The sequence below is a fragment of the Leptospira mtsangambouensis genome (assembly GCF_004770475.1).
Lineage (GTDB): Bacteria > Spirochaetota > Leptospiria > Leptospirales > Leptospiraceae > Leptospira_A > Leptospira_A mtsangambouensis.
Genome location: NZ_RQHK01000017.1, coordinates 213,933 through 227,597, shown reverse-complemented (window position 1 = coordinate 227,597; position 13,665 = coordinate 213,933). Strand labels below are relative to the sequence as shown.

20 protein-coding genes are annotated in these 13,665 nt (G+C 39.3%); 10 read left to right on the top strand and 10 right to left on the bottom strand.

The window, feature by feature from the left end; genetic code table 11:
• Positions 1-29: 29 nt before the first annotated feature.
• The 7 genes from EHR01_RS13460 to EHR01_RS13430 form a co-directional block, all read right to left on the bottom strand.
• On the bottom strand, positions 30-1,394 hold the full coding sequence (locus EHR01_RS13460; protein WP_135695322.1) for a HAMP domain-containing sensor histidine kinase: 1,365 nt from the start codon (positions 1,392-1,394) through the stop codon (positions 30-32).
• Positions 1,387-2,061 (bottom strand): response regulator, encoded by a 675-nt coding sequence (locus EHR01_RS13455; protein ID WP_135695320.1) that lies wholly within the window; start codon positions 2,059-2,061, stop codon positions 1,387-1,389. The genes EHR01_RS13460 and EHR01_RS13455 overlap by 8 nt, the downstream gene beginning before the upstream one ends.
• Positions 2,062-2,132: 71 nt before the next feature.
• Positions 2,133-2,513 carry a hypothetical protein gene (locus EHR01_RS13450; protein WP_135695318.1) on the bottom strand — a complete coding sequence of 127 codons (381 nt, stop codon included), beginning with the start codon at positions 2,511-2,513 and terminating at the stop codon, positions 2,133-2,135.
• A 7-nt stretch (positions 2,514-2,520) separates the two neighbouring features.
• The gene (locus EHR01_RS13445) at positions 2,521-2,880 is read right to left on the bottom strand and encodes a hypothetical protein (protein ID WP_135695316.1); all 360 of its coding nucleotides are present in this window, start codon (positions 2,878-2,880) and stop codon (positions 2,521-2,523) included.
• Positions 2,864-3,352, bottom strand: a complete 489-nt coding sequence (locus EHR01_RS13440) for an RNA polymerase sigma factor (RefSeq protein ID WP_279638603.1) — start codon at positions 3,350-3,352, stop codon at positions 2,864-2,866. The genes EHR01_RS13445 and EHR01_RS13440 overlap by 17 nt, the downstream gene beginning before the upstream one ends.
• An 80-nt stretch (positions 3,353-3,432) precedes the next feature.
• Positions 3,433-3,807: a hypothetical protein gene (locus EHR01_RS13435; protein WP_135695312.1), complete on the bottom strand. Its 375-nt coding sequence runs from the start codon at positions 3,805-3,807 to the stop codon at positions 3,433-3,435.
• A complete protein-coding gene (locus EHR01_RS13430) occupies positions 3,804-4,976 on the bottom strand; it encodes a PDC sensor domain-containing protein (RefSeq protein ID WP_135695310.1) in 1,173 nt (390 codons plus the stop codon). Before EHR01_RS13430 ends, EHR01_RS13435 begins: the two co-directional genes overlap by 4 nt.
• A 12-nt stretch (positions 4,977-4,988) precedes the next feature.
• Between EHR01_RS13430 and EHR01_RS13425 the strand changes: the two genes are divergently transcribed.
• The gene (locus EHR01_RS13425; RefSeq protein WP_135695307.1) at positions 4,989-5,720 is read left to right on the top strand and encodes a hypothetical protein; all 732 of its coding nucleotides are present in this window, start codon (positions 4,989-4,991) and stop codon (positions 5,718-5,720) included.
• Positions 5,717-6,382: a leucyl/phenylalanyl-tRNA--protein transferase gene (gene aat, locus EHR01_RS13420; RefSeq protein WP_135695306.1), complete on the top strand. Its 666-nt coding sequence runs from the start codon at positions 5,717-5,719 to the stop codon at positions 6,380-6,382. Before EHR01_RS13425 ends, aat begins: the two co-directional genes overlap by 4 nt.
• On the opposite strand, the gene EHR01_RS13415 is transcribed toward aat, so the two are convergent.
• Both EHR01_RS13415 and EHR01_RS13410 read right to left on the bottom strand, forming a co-directional pair.
• Positions 6,360-6,950 carry a hypothetical protein gene (locus tag EHR01_RS13415; RefSeq protein ID WP_135695304.1) on the bottom strand — a complete coding sequence of 197 codons (591 nt, stop codon included), beginning with the start codon at positions 6,948-6,950 and terminating at the stop codon, positions 6,360-6,362. The two genes, aat and EHR01_RS13415, sit on opposite strands and share 23 nt — an antisense overlap.
• A 1-nt stretch (position 6,951) precedes the next feature.
• Positions 6,952-7,287 carry an Mpo1-like protein gene (locus tag EHR01_RS13410; protein ID WP_135695301.1) on the bottom strand — a complete coding sequence of 112 codons (336 nt, stop codon included), beginning with the start codon at positions 7,285-7,287 and terminating at the stop codon, positions 6,952-6,954.
• A 214-nt stretch (positions 7,288-7,501) separates the two neighbouring features.
• On the opposite strand from EHR01_RS13410, the gene EHR01_RS13405 reads away from it, so the two are divergent.
• A complete protein-coding gene (locus tag EHR01_RS13405; RefSeq protein WP_004784148.1) occupies positions 7,502-7,789 on the top strand; it encodes an LIC10235 family protein in 288 nt (95 codons plus the stop codon).
• Positions 7,790-7,794: 5 nt separating this feature from the next.
• Here EHR01_RS13405 and EHR01_RS13400 read toward each other — a convergent pair whose 3' ends face one another.
• Positions 7,795-7,971, bottom strand: coding sequence for a DUF1289 domain-containing protein (locus EHR01_RS13400; protein ID WP_135695299.1), 177 nt, complete (start codon positions 7,969-7,971; stop codon positions 7,795-7,797).
• A gap of 86 nt (positions 7,972-8,057) precedes the next feature.
• Between EHR01_RS13400 and flgN the strand changes: the two genes are divergently transcribed.
• The 7 genes from flgN to EHR01_RS13365 are packed head-to-tail and all read left to right on the top strand — an operon-like array spanning position 8,058 to position 13,657.
• On the top strand, positions 8,058-8,570 hold the full coding sequence (gene flgN / locus EHR01_RS13395) for a flagellar export chaperone FlgN (protein ID WP_135695297.1): 513 nt from the start codon (positions 8,058-8,060) through the stop codon (positions 8,568-8,570).
• A gap of 9 nt (positions 8,571-8,579) precedes the next feature.
• Positions 8,580-10,493: a flagellar hook-associated protein FlgK gene (flgK, locus tag EHR01_RS13390; protein WP_100743904.1), complete on the top strand. Its 1,914-nt coding sequence runs from the start codon at positions 8,580-8,582 to the stop codon at positions 10,491-10,493.
• Positions 10,494-10,498: 5 nt separating this feature from the next.
• Positions 10,499-11,764, top strand: coding sequence for a flagellar hook-associated protein 3 (locus tag EHR01_RS13385; RefSeq protein WP_231292547.1), 1,266 nt, complete (start codon positions 10,499-10,501; stop codon positions 11,762-11,764).
• 52 nt (positions 11,765-11,816) lie between these two features.
• Complete coding sequence (gene fliW / locus EHR01_RS13380; protein ID WP_208721812.1) at positions 11,817-12,278, top strand: flagellar assembly protein FliW; 462 nt, start codon at positions 11,817-11,819, stop codon at positions 12,276-12,278.
• A gap of 3 nt (positions 12,279-12,281) precedes the next feature.
• Complete coding sequence (csrA, locus tag EHR01_RS13375; protein ID WP_012390131.1) at positions 12,282-12,521, top strand: carbon storage regulator CsrA; 240 nt, start codon at positions 12,282-12,284, stop codon at positions 12,519-12,521.
• A gap of 60 nt (positions 12,522-12,581) precedes the next feature.
• A complete protein-coding gene (locus EHR01_RS13370) occupies positions 12,582-13,256 on the top strand; it encodes a lysophospholipid acyltransferase family protein (RefSeq protein ID WP_135695293.1) in 675 nt (224 codons plus the stop codon).
• Entirely contained in the window at positions 13,253-13,657 is a 405-nt protein-coding gene (locus tag EHR01_RS13365; RefSeq protein ID WP_135695291.1) for an OsmC family protein, read from the top strand. The genes EHR01_RS13370 and EHR01_RS13365 overlap by 4 nt, the downstream gene beginning before the upstream one ends.
• Positions 13,658-13,665 lie beyond the last annotated feature (8 nt).

The window sequence follows — 13,665 nt, the reverse complement described above, 5'->3', positions numbered from 1 at the left end:
TTCTATCCGGTGATTTCTCTTACGAGAATCTATTTTTTGGGGAATTCAAAGGTGAAAATAGATCCGCCTTCGGGGTTCTGAGAAACGGAAACTTCTCCTGAATGGAGTCTTGCGATGTGTTTTACTATGGAAAGTCCAAGCCCCGTGCCACCTTCTTTTCTGGAACGGTTGGTATCCACGCGGAAAAACCGTTCGAAGATTCGTTCAGCGTCTTCTGCGGAGATACCAATTCCCTGGTCCACCACTTGGATTTGGTTTTTGTCTGCTGTAGAAGAAGTCCTGACAATGACACTGGATCCTTCCGGGCTATAAGCTGAGGCATTGGAAATTAGATTCACCAAAAGGTCTTCGAGAAGAAGTCGGTCTGCTTTCACACGAAAATCGGAAGGGATGTTTAAAACTAAATTCTGTTTTTTCTGGGAGTAAATCACACCTAAGGAATCGGATACATTTTTTACCAAATCAAACAGAGAAAACTCAGTTAGGTTTAAAACTGTTTTATGATTTTCCAACCTGGAAACAGTTAACATATCTTCTACAATCCGTATGAGTCGGTCTGTATTTCGGAGAATGGCATCTAAAAATTTTCGTTCATTCGAATCTTGTGGAAGTTTTAATTTATATTCCAGAGTTTCCGCATAACCTTTAATCGATGTTATGGGAGTTTTTAATTCGTGAGAAGCATTTTGGAAAAATTGTTCTCGGATGAGTTGGTTTTGCCTATCTTCCGTGATGTCTGATAATACACCTATATAAAGTTGGATCATGGAATCAGATTTGATGGGATAAATACGAGCTGTATAGAAATGAAGTCCATCTTGAAACTCTGTTTTTCCTTCTACACCATGATGGATTTTATCTTTAATGAAACTAAGAAGTTCCTTATTTTTGATGGCAGGAACGTAGTCTTTAAATTGGGAATTTTTCTGAATTAAGGTGTCTGAAATATTACGATTTAAAAATAAAAATTTTTCATTTCGATCAATGGCAAAGACACCTTCCTTTAAGTTTTGCAATAAATAATTAAACTTTTCTTTTTCAACTGTTAGATCCAAAAATTGGACTTTGAGTCGTCTGGCCATTTCATTAATGGAAGAAGTCAGAGTTGCGAGTTCTCGAATGTCTGGTGAAGAAAGTTCAACACCAAAATCTCCTGCATTGATTTCTTTGGTTTTTTTCTCAACAGTTGCTAATGGATCTGTGATCCTCATCGCAATGTTTGTGGAAATATAAAACGTACCAAAAATAGAAATTAAAACAAAACCAAATAGAATGAGCGGGCGTACTGCGGGTACAACTAGATCGTAAATATAAAACACACCCAAGGCTAGGGTCAGTAAAACAAGTAAGAGACCCCAGTTGAGTAAAAGTAATGTAGAAAAAAAACTACGCATCTCGGAATCGGTAACCGACCCCGCGAATGGTTTCTAATCTTTCCTTTTCGGAAAGTAATTTGTCCCGAAGCCGTTTGATATTTACATCAACCGTTCTGTCCGTAACAAAAACATCTTTTCCCCAAATTCGATCCAGAAGTTTGTCTCTTGAAAAAGCAACTCCAGGATTTCCAGCAAACAGTTGTAAGAGTTTGAATTCGATTAAAGTAAGGTCAATCTCAGTACCTTCTACAAACACTTTGTGCGCCGTTGGATTGATTTGGATTTTTCCTGTGGAAATGGTTCCTTGGACTTCTTGGCTAGGGTCTGTAGTTCTTCGTGTAACAGTTCTAACGCGAGCAACCAGTTCTCGGATATTAAATGGTTTGCGAATGTAATCGTCGGCACCAAGCTCTAGACCAAGAACCACATCGGTTTCCCCTGTTTTTGCTGTTACCATCAAAATAGGAATATGAGGGTACTTTTCTTTGATACGTTTGCAAAGATCCATCCCACCGATTCCCGGTAACATCAAATCTAAGATAATTCCATCAGGTAAGTGTTTTTCTAAACGTGGGAGGACTTCCATCCCATTATGACAAACTTCGGTCTGGAATCCTTCTTCCTCTAAATGGAATTGGATGAGTCCTGCAATGTCTTCTTCGTCATCTACAATTAGTATTTTCATGAATTAATCCAAAAGTAACAGGGATTCATTACAAAAAGAATACAAAATGATTACAAAGAAACGATATCTATCTATTTGCCGAGCATTTGGTTGATGTCTCGGATGGCCTGGCGCTGCCTGAGTAACAAAAACCCCAGGAATCCAAAAAACAAAAAGAAGGCAAGGCCATAGACCCAAAGCAGGGACCGAAGACGGGCTTGTTCTTTTTCGATGGCTTGGATTTCTTCCAAGTGGGAGATGAGGAAATAAAAATGGTCAGCCTTTGGGTAGGATTTTTTAATTTCTGTTCGCAGGTCCGATACAAGAACTTTGGAATCTTCTTTTGAAAGGGATTCGATGAGAGGGAGCGCCTTATCTAAATCCATTTTTAAAAATTCTTCTGCAGAAGGCAAAGCCTCAGCCGAAAGGGACATGGCAAAACAGAGAAATGGGAGAACAAATAGACCTTTCACGAATATTCTAGACCTCTTCAAATCCAAGTTTCTCTTTCCATTCATTCAGAAAAGGAATTCTTGTGTTGAGGAGTAAAAAGCCAAGTACCAGAGAATAAAAGCAGAAAAACAAACTGGAACTAATCAAAATGGGCAAAAGTAATCCCGTGTTTTCATTGAAAAGCACTGATAAAAACATGGTTCCCATCGGAATCATAAATAACAAAATCGAAAGTCCGACAGAAGAAAATAAAAACTTGAGAGGTAAAATTTGCCCTAACACTCGCAAGCGGATGATTGGCGGTGCTTCCGAATGTTTTAACATTGGATCAGGGTGCCGAAATACTTTGACTGTGTTCTTGGATGGGGTGTTAGACTTCGATTTCATGTGACCACCATTTCCTTAAAAGGTCCTTTCCTCGGGAGATATGGCTTTTGATTGTACCAAGTTTTATATTTAAGTCGGATGCAATTTCTTTGAGAGGTTTGTTTTCAAAGTAATGTAAGAGAATTGGCATTTGGTATGATTTTGGTAATTTGGAAATCAGCGATCGAAGAGTATGACTTGTTTCTTCTTTATCTAAAATTTCAACAACAGATGTTCCCTTTTGATCAGCAACAAACGATATGTCCTCTTGCCAGTCAACAAGAGGTAGTTTTTTCTTTTTGTAAACTTTTGTTAGGCGAAACCTGGCGATTTGAAACAACCAAGTGGAAAATTGTGATTCACCTCGGAACTTACTGAGTGACTCATAGGTTTGTAAAAAAACTTCTTGGGTAAAATCTTCGGCTTCTTCGTTGGTGAGGAAGGCTTTTTTGGCTTGGGAAAATACCATACCTTGGTAGCGCTTCATCAGCACTTCGAATTGGGACACATCTCCTCTTAGGACCGATTGGACAGAATTCCAATCTTCCTCATTGCAGATTCTTTGTACAGGCTCTACCGATACATTTTGTAGAAGGTCAAGAGACCGAGTCCAATTGCGAATGGGATTAACCCTCCTAACATCGCCATAGAACTTCCTAAGACGAGTATAAATACAAACGATAAGGCAAAACCAGTGAATGTCAACAAAAGACCTAAGAAAAAGGAATACAATCTGATGTCAAAACTCCAGGGTTTGTATTGCCCAGATTGAATGAGTGCCATCTTTTGTTTGTGCCACCACTGAAACAAAAAAAACAAAAGTGTGGTACCGAAGATGATCCCTACATTGGGTACTAAATACAAAACCAACCGGTAAGGATCGGATCCGCCCGTTTTTTGAATTTCTGTTAATAAACTTACAATCGTTTCATATTGTTCTGGAGTCACGAAACAGCCTCTCCAATTAAATTCGATGCGTAAGTACTGAGTAAAGACATCCCTTCTGGTTTGTCACATTGGAAAATTTGTAATCCAATATTTGTTGTATTGGACTCTCCCTTTTTTAGACTCCTGAGGCTTCCAAAAAAAGTATAAAGTGAAGAATTGATGACCATCTGAAACGAAACAGGAGAACCCAATGTTCGATTTTCGAGGTTGGTTTCTGTAGGTAAGGTCAAACCGATACCGCGGCCGTCTTGGCTAATATCTCTAACGGGTGTTGTGCGAATAATGGTTTCCCAGTCTTTTGCATAGGCAAATTCCAATTGAAAAACAAATTCTTCTGCTTTTTGGTCTAAAAAACTAAGCAAAGGACCAATACCTTCAGGGCCTTCCAGATTTGATTGGAGTGCTGAATTTCCCAAGTCTGGTAGATTACTTAAGATTTCAAAATAACCAAGTAATACTTTTCCATTAGAAAAAAACGGAAAAATCAAAGTGGATTTTATATTGTTTAATAGAAGTGAATCTAAATAGGAACGTATATAAATTTCGCTTAGTTTTTTAGGGCTAAAAAAACCTCTTTCCGTATAGAAGATTCGTTTATTCGCATCACGTACGTAATATGGTGCTTTGGAGTTGGCAAGTGCTTCCATCAGTTGGGTATCAGCAGCATAATAAAAACCAATTTGAATTTTTTTAATAAAGTAACCATTGTTTGTCAGGATTTGTTCCAAATGGATTTGCCATTGATTCAATGTTTGGTTGATGATTGAAGTTTTTCCATAAATGGAAATCACAGTTCCCAAATCAGCAGTTTGTGCCATCTTCAATTCATAGGCTGAAATGTCTTCTATGGCTGCTCGTTTGGCAGATCGTTCCAGAGGTTCGATGAGGATTTCATAAACCTGGAGCAAATCATCTTGGTAGGGATTCACTGGTTTGACCCGGAGTTCGACTCGATTTTCTTTGAGAACACAAACGAGTGACTTTGGTTTCACTAGAATTGGTTCTGTGGTTGAAATGGTTATATGAACCGATTTTAGGATATCATTGACAGCCATTGGATTTTGGAGAGTGAACTTTTGTTTGGTATCCTTATCTTGGAGAACCGTCGTTGTGAGTTTGGAAACGATTCCCAAAACTGTCCTTTGGTCAGTCAGTCTGTATTTTTTCATGGTCTAAGCAGTATGATACGTAAAATCCTATTTTTTGCCATAGTTTTTCCATCTTTTTTGCCTTTATGGGCGGAAAAACCAAAATACCAATACTTCGGGAAAGCATACGATTTGGGTACTGGGAAGTATATATATTCAGACAATCATAAAGAATATTATAATAATGGAAAGCATCTCTATTCCGACATCCAATACAAAGATGCAGAAGGAAAAGTTTTTGGCACCAAACATATCGAATTCGATAAAAATTCAGAAGTTCCAACTTTTAAAACAGAAGACTTTCGGGATGGTTATACGGAAGGTGCTGACGTAAAAGGAAAGTCCGTTCGTTTATTTTCCAAACGAAAAAAAGAAGATCCACTTTCCGATAGAACCTATACACCTAAGTCTCCTGCCGTGATGGATGGTGGTTTTGATTATTTTGTAAGAAACAATTGGGAACCACTATCAAAAGGGGAAAGGATGTCATTTCATTTTCTTGCACCCATCCAGTTGGATGATTATAAATTCGCCGTTGAAAAAATTAGAGATGGGGAGTGGAAGGGAAGACCTGCTTTGTATCTACGATTGGAAATTGATAATTTTATTTTGAAACAGGTTGTGAAACCCTTTCTTTTGGTTTATGATGTCAGGACCAGGCGGATTTTACAATTTGAAGGACTTTCCAATATCAATGATGAAAATGGGAAAAGTTTGAAAGTAAAAATCGTTTATGATTATCCCAAGGAAGTATTGGAACCTTGACACAAAGGAGTTTTGAACAATTCTTTAAAAACCCTAGGACTTGGAAAGAAGACCTTGTGGCTGTAGGTGGAGATTTCTCCGTTGAGCGTTTGTTATATGCATATAAACATGGGATTTTTCCATGGTCGGAGGATCCTGTTCGTTGGTATTGCCTAGACCCTCGTGCTATTTTTGATTTAAAAAGAGTTCATTTTTCCAAAACTGTCCAAAGAAAAGTAAAACAAAAAAAGTTTCGTATCAGTTATAACGAAGCCTTTTCGATTGTGATGCAAGGTTGTTCTTATAGAGAAAAAGATAATACTTGGATCACTCCAGGATTTATCGAGGGTTATGCGGAATTACATAGATTGGGTTGGGCACATTCGGTAGAAGTATGGAATGTTGAGAATGTTTTGGTGGGTGGGGTCTATGGGGTTGCAATCGGTAAGTTTTTTGCCGGGGAAAGTATGTTTTCGTTTGAGTCCGACGCTGGAAAGGTGGGACTTTTTCATTTGTTCGAAAAATTAAACCAGTCCCAATTTGAACTTTTTGACACCCAACAACTCAATCATGTGACTTGGCAATTGGGTGCCTATGAAATTCCCAAACTATCTTATTTGGATCGTTTGGAGCGTGCGTTAGGTGACGCTCATCCTTGGATCATTCCAACTTCACACGGCTAAATTCATCCAATTCCACTTTCCATAATTTTTGAATCTCTCCAGTCACAGTTTCCCATTCTTTTTCACCTAACTTGGGAGCACGATAGGGATCAAAATGGGGATGGTTTTCCCAAAAAAGATCTAAATCCGCTTTGGGGATGGTAGTCCTAAAAATTTCCGCTTCTTGGATTTCTGCATCCGGATTGTTTTCTCCCTGAATGAAAAAAGGTTTGGAAAGACTTAACGAAAGTCTATGGAACTGGTGGAGGGCCAAGGCATAACCAATGCGAAGGAGAACCAAACTATGGTATTCTGTGTTTGTCTTTCTGTAATCAGAGACATCATTGAAAGTGAGTGCTGAATTACTTCCATAGACGATTTGTACTTCGTGTTTTTGGTCTTTGTCTGTTTCTGTTTCGAACCGTTTGAATTCTTGTCCTAAAATTTTTGGCAAAACTAAATTTGAAAAAACAGAAAGGTTATTTTGGTTCCCATCCCGAAGAGAAGTGATCTCTTGTTTGGAAATATCTTTCGGGTGGCAACCAATAAACAAAACAATAGTTACAAGCAAGTTGAGAACAAGTTTCATCTTAGCCTTTATTTGACTTAATTTTGGCAAATTCAACATCAATGCGACCCGTTAGCATTTTGAAATACATGATCCAATCAGAGATAAAAGAATAAAATGGATAGGTAAAGGTTGCTGGTCTGTTTTTTTCGACAAAAAAATGTCCGATCCATGCAAAGAAATACCCACTAACAAGAGCGTAGGCTAAGATATAGAACTTACCTGTAGATAAAAAACCAAGGATACATCCTAATGCTAGACTTGATCCAACAAAATGAAGAGCTCGATTGAAGGGATGGCTATGTTCCTCTAAGTAAAAAGGGAAAAAATCTTTGAGTGTTTTGTATTTCTTTTCCATACATGACTCCTTGCACTTGATCATAATCAATAATTGATCTTTGCCAAGACAAAAATGATTCTAATCTTAGAGTTTATCCCTAGTTTTTTCGGCTATATTCGATAATTCGGATATGATTTTAAAATTGTGTTGCACGTTAGTGGGTACTGCCTAATGTGCATTAACATTTAGAATCTAACAGAGAGTTAATTTTACAAAGAAAGCAGGAGAATGTATGAAACCAAAATCGATTAAACCGGATGAGCTGAGTAAGATTTTTGCCGAATTGAAAAAAGGTGATGAATCTGCCATCGGTAGTTATTTGGTAAAAGGGGTTCGCCTTCAAATCAGTAAATACAATCTTTCAGGTGCCGAACGAGTTCAATTGTTATACAAACGAAGAAGAGCCCAAGGGATGTGTATTGTATGCGGAAAAAAAGTCACTAAGAAGAATCCATCTACAGACCAACTCTATAGATTGTGTGAAGAACACCGTAATAAGATTGATAAAGGTTCTAAATAACCAATTCATTTGAGAGAGCCTCCCGCCTTTCTTTGCGGGAGCTCACTCCAAACTTTTTCCCTTTCTTCCTCGGTCATCCTAGACCAATTCCCAATTTCTTCAATGGTTCGAAAACAGCCCGCACAGAGCCCTGAATCCGGGTCCATCATACAAACTTTGGTACAAGGCGATTTTAGTGACATAGGCCTGAAAATAGTAAATTTTTATAAATTTTCCTAAGCTAGTTTGGGAATCCGTCGATCCTTCCCATAAGGGAAAAGGAATTCGCATGTTGGATTGGGTAGAATCACTTAGAAGTTTATTTACTAATGAAATAGACTGTTACAAGCGCCTTCTGGAATTGGAAGGCAAAAAAAGAGCGTCCATCCATTCTGCGGACGGAAAAACTCTCGAGTCCCTTGTCAAAGATAGTTATCATATTATGGTAGAAGCCTCCGAATTGGAACGAATTCGGATGAAGACCATCGAAGATGTGTATGAAAAGGAAAAATTCACAAAAGACGAATCATCCATCACACTCACTAGTTTTTTAAATCAAATGGATCGTGAATCCAATTTTAAACTCAAAACCTTTGCATTAGAATTAAAGAAAGTTGTGGCAGATCTGAAAGATGCCATCATCACGAATGAAAAACTTTTAAGAACCAGAAAAGAATTTTTACAAACAACTGTTGATTCTTTGCAAGAGTTATCTAGAGAAAAAGTTTATACCTCACACAAACAACCGACAAGGCGTGGGCAGGGCCAAAAGGGCGCGATCATTTTGAACGCGACTGCCTAGGAGAATCGTATGGGATCAACATTCCAAGGAATTGAAATCGGAAAACGAGGACTTTCGGTCCACCAACAAGCGATCCAAACCACAGGTCATAACATATCCAATGCGGATAACAAACATTATGCTCGCCAACGAGTGGTGATGAATAGTATGGATCCTCTTTATGAACCAGCTTTCAACCGAGCAGAAGTTCCGGGACAAATTGGACAAGGGGTAAAAGTTTCCGAAATCGAAAGAGTTCGCGATAATTTCATTGATGACCGTATCATTGACTCTTCCTCTCTCAAAGAGTATTGGGGGAAAAAGAACGATTATTTATACCAAGTAGAGACTGTTTTTAACGAACCAACAGGAACGACACTTCGTTCTATGATGGATCAGTTTTGGTCATCTTGGGAAGATCTTTCTAACTATCCTGAAGAAACCGCACATAGAGCCGTAGTCCAAGAAAAAGCGGAAGCCCTTGGTTCTCGGATGGAAGATGTGTATCGCAAACTTTCCCTCTTACGTGACCAGTCCAATCGTGAGATCGAATCCAAAGTCAATCATTTGAATACAGTGGCAGAGAATATCAAATCTCTGAACGAAAAAATCACAAAATCACAAGCGTTAGGTGATAATCCTAATGACCTTTTGGACAGAAGGGATGAACTTTTACAAGAACTAGCGGGGATGGCAGACATTACCATCGGTCGCAGTGATGAAGACGAGCTAATGGTTTTTATTGGCCAACAGATCCTTGTCCAAGGACAAAAAGTCCATAAAATCGATTTGGTGGGAAATCCCAATAACGATGGCCTTCTGGATTTAAAATGGTCAGAGACTGGTGATACGGTTTTACTTCGTAAAGGAAGTATCCAAGCTTTATACGAAATCAGAGACCGAATCCTTGTCGAAAAAATCAATGCGGTGGATGCCCTTGCCATCAATGCGATGGATGTGATCAACGAAATCCATAAAGATGGATTTGGTTTGAATGGAAAAACCAATCTTAACTTTTTTGAAAGCCGAGCACTCGCAACCAATACTTTCGGTGAAATTGATACCGATGGAGATGGACTAAACGATAAAACCGCAGTGTTTCGTGTGACAGGTCGTACTTCCATTGATGCGGATCGTCCGATTGGAATTTCAGGAACCATGCGTTTTCTAAAAGCAAGTCCTGGTGGAGAAACTGAGATTTTAGTTCCTTATTCCAAAGATGATACTTTGAATGCTGTCATCAAACGAATCAATCGTTCGGAAACTGGTGTTGTCGCTTACATGTCGCATGACAATCAGTTGGCGCTAAAAGCAACGACAAACCCTCTTGATAAAAAAGAAAACTTTATGATCCGCCACTTAGAGGACTCTGGGGAACTTCTTGTGGGTCTTACAGGAATCTTAACAGCGACAGGGGTTGCTGGATCTTTTGATTACCGTAAGGTAGGTGAGATCAACAAATTCCAAGCCAATGCGCAGGACATCACTCTGACGCCGATGTATCATCCTTCTTCTTTCTTTAAAATGTCAGAAGATGTCAGAAACAATCCGGCAAACATTGCAGCAGCTCGTGGTAAGGATGTGAATGGATCTGGTGATTACAATTCACCTAACGGACAAAAAGACGGATCCAATGCCCTTCTCATTGCAGCTGCCCTTCGTGAAAAGCCGGTGATGTTTGATTATTCCAAAACAACGGATGACTTTTATAACTCACTCATCTCAAGACTCGGAACAGAGGCAAGAGAAGCAAAACAAGAGTATACCACTCAAAATGAACTGATGGTGGAATTAGAAAACATGCGTCAGTCGGTGATGGGTGTGAACTTGGATGAGGAGATGGCCAATATGGTTCAGTTCCAACAATCCTATAATGCTTCCGCAAGAATGATATCCACACTCAATGAAATGTTGGATCTCGTCATCAATAGGTTAGGTGTATAATCATGATCAGAATTACTAACATGATGCAAAACAATTCCTTGGTGCGGAACTTAAACCGCCACCAAGTGGCTATGGACGAAACCCAAACCCAACTAGGTACTGGATTAAAAATCCGCAAACCTTCGGATGATCCGGGTGCGGCCACAAACCAAATGTACTTTCGATCACGACTGAATGAACTTTCCCAATACGAAGAAAACATTGGGGACGGATACCAAAGGTTACAACAGATTGATGGTGTCCTAGACAAAATGGGAGAAATTTTCCAAAGGGCTCGTGTCCTTACAGTTCAGGCTGGAAACGGAATTTACCAAGGAGACAAGGGATTTGAATTGGAAGTGGCGATCGGTAAAGAGATCGACCAACATTTGCGTGCGATTGTGGATCTTGCGAATGCTCGTGATGCTACCGGACAACCTTTGTTTGGTGGTCATGTGATTGAAAGACCTCCCTTTGAACCGATCGAATCCAAAATTAAAGGTCTACAAGGCCTCGAACTCAAGAACCAATACGTGGGTGTAGAGTATCGTGGTGATATCGGAGAACAACTCCGTGAAATCGAAAAAGGCGAATACATTCCGATTACGATTCCTGGGAACAAAGTGTTTTGGGGAACAAACGTGAGTGTCACTTCCAAAGTGGATAACTCTGCTTACCAAGCCACTTCCGACCAAAAGTTTAAAATTGATGGAGTGGAGATTCATATCTCTGTGGGTGATACGATTGACGATGTGATTGATAAAATCAATAACTCACCACTCGAAGTCAAAGCAAGTAAACTTGCCCAAGATAACATTTCTATTTCTTCTACAGCCCCTCACCAAATTTGGCTAGAGGATGTGGATGGAGGGACTGTACTTCGTGACATTGGACTCATTGAACCAAGTGCTAGCGAACCACCGAATAACTTTTCTAAGTCGGCAACGGTCACTGGACTTTCTGTATTTGATGTTCTCATCCAACTACGAAATGACTTAATCCAAAAAGACCAAGAACGAATCGGTGGAAGGGATTTGGGTGATTTGGATTTGGCCTTGGAAAACATCCTTCGTCATCGTTCTACCATTGGTGCTCGTATGAATCGTTTGGAACAACATGAAGAACGAGTCTCTTACGACAAAATGTATATGACAGAACTTCTTGCAAAAAATGAAGGAATCGATTTCCCGGAAACGATTATGAATATGAAGTGGTTGGAAACAATTCATAGTTATGCGCTAAATGTCGGTTCTAAGATTATCAAACCGACTCTTATGGATTTCCTTCGGTAATGGAAACTAAATGACGGTTATATTAGAAAGAAAAGAAAGTACAGGAACTAGAATGTCGGTAACGATTCACACAAAACCTTTCGGAACCATCCAAGTGGACGCAAAACAAATCCTAAAATTCCCACAAGGTTTACTTGGATTTGAAGAATTTGATGAGTATGCCCTCATAGAAGAAAGTCCTGAAAGTCCTTTCAAATGGTTACAGTCCACGAAAGAATCGGGACTGGCATTTATTGTCATCCAACCTGAACTGTTTATGAATGATTATAAACCTGCTATTTCAGATGAAGAACTTCATGACATTGGACTTGTTTCGTGGAAAGAAGGTCTTATTTTTCTAATTGTTACCATTCCTCATGACAATCCCAAAGGAATGACGGCCAACTTACAAGGCCCGATCATTCTAAATGGGAAAGAAGGGAAGGGCAAACAATGTATTTCTCGAGATGAAAATCATCCCATTCGAAAAAACATCATTGAATCTATGGAAGAGATGTCTTCCGGAAAGGTGTAACTCGTGTTAGTTCTTGCAAGGAGGAGCAACCAGTCCATTATGATCGGTGATGATATCGAGATTGTGATTGTCGATATCAAAGGTGACCAAGTTAAGATTGGTGTCAAAGCTCCTAAAAATGTTTCTGTCCATCGTGCAGAAGTATATAAAGAAATTCAGGAAGAAAACAAAAAAGCAGCCGGAACCAATATCAAACCAGAAGATTTGGGCAAACTCGGCGATTTGTTCAAAAAGAAAACTTAACTTGATCTTTCCTTCGATTTAAGTTTCTCTGGAGCCAAACTCCAGGGAGACATTTTAGAATTGAAACGTAGATTTTTAGTCTGGTTGTTGCCGCTCATTGTAGTCTGGTTCCAACGTTTGATTGGCTTCACTTCCAGGTTTCGTTTTTTGACAAACGAACAATACGAAGAATTATTCAAAAACAAAAAACCTTTTATCTATTCGATTTGGCATACGAACGTTTTATACTCTCCTTATTTGCACCGTGGGAAAAACGTAGCCGTTTTAATTTCTGAATCCAAAGACGGCGATTATATCAATCAAGTGGTTCATCGGTTTGGCAACACAAGTGTTCGGGGTAGTAGTTCGAAAGGTGGGTCGAAGGCATTAAAGGCTGTGATCCAACATTTAAAAAAAGGACTACCTGCAGCTTTTACACCTGATGGTCCACGTGGTCCCGCTTTCATTCTCCAACCAGGAATCATCGCCGCAGCCCAAGTCACTCAAGTTCCGATTGTTCCGTTTCATTATGAATGCAGTAGGCAATGGATTTTGGAAAGAGCTTGGGACAAACACAGAGTTCCGAAACCCTTCACTACCTTTGCTGTTTCTTATGGGGAACCCATTTCAGTTCCTCGTAATTTAAATGAAGAAGAGTTTGAACAGATGCGTCTAAAAGTGGAAGGGGCGATGTTAGAGAATCGCAATCGTGCCATAAAAGAAGCCGAACGAATTTTGAATGGAGAATCCAAATGACAGCAGTGTTTGAAGACAAGGTGGTGGTATCCACTGCCAAAACGAAATACGAAACAAAAATTTCAGCAGGAAAACATAGTTGGATTGCTGACGAACCGGCTTCCAAAGAAGGAACGGATCTTGGCCCAATGCCTACGGAGTTACTTGCTTCTTCTTTGGGTGCTTGTACATCGATTACAGTACGAATGTATGCTGATAAAAAAGAATATCCTTTGGATTCTGTGGAAGTTCACGTAACAATCGATAAACGTTCTGCAGAGGATCATAAATTTACTAGAGTTGTGGTGCTTTCTGGGAACCTAAGTACTGAACAACGAGAAAGATTACTTTCTGTTGCCAATGCTTGCCCAGTTCATAAAATTCTTTCTGGAAAAATTGAAATAGAAACCACTCTGGGTTAGTGAATGGT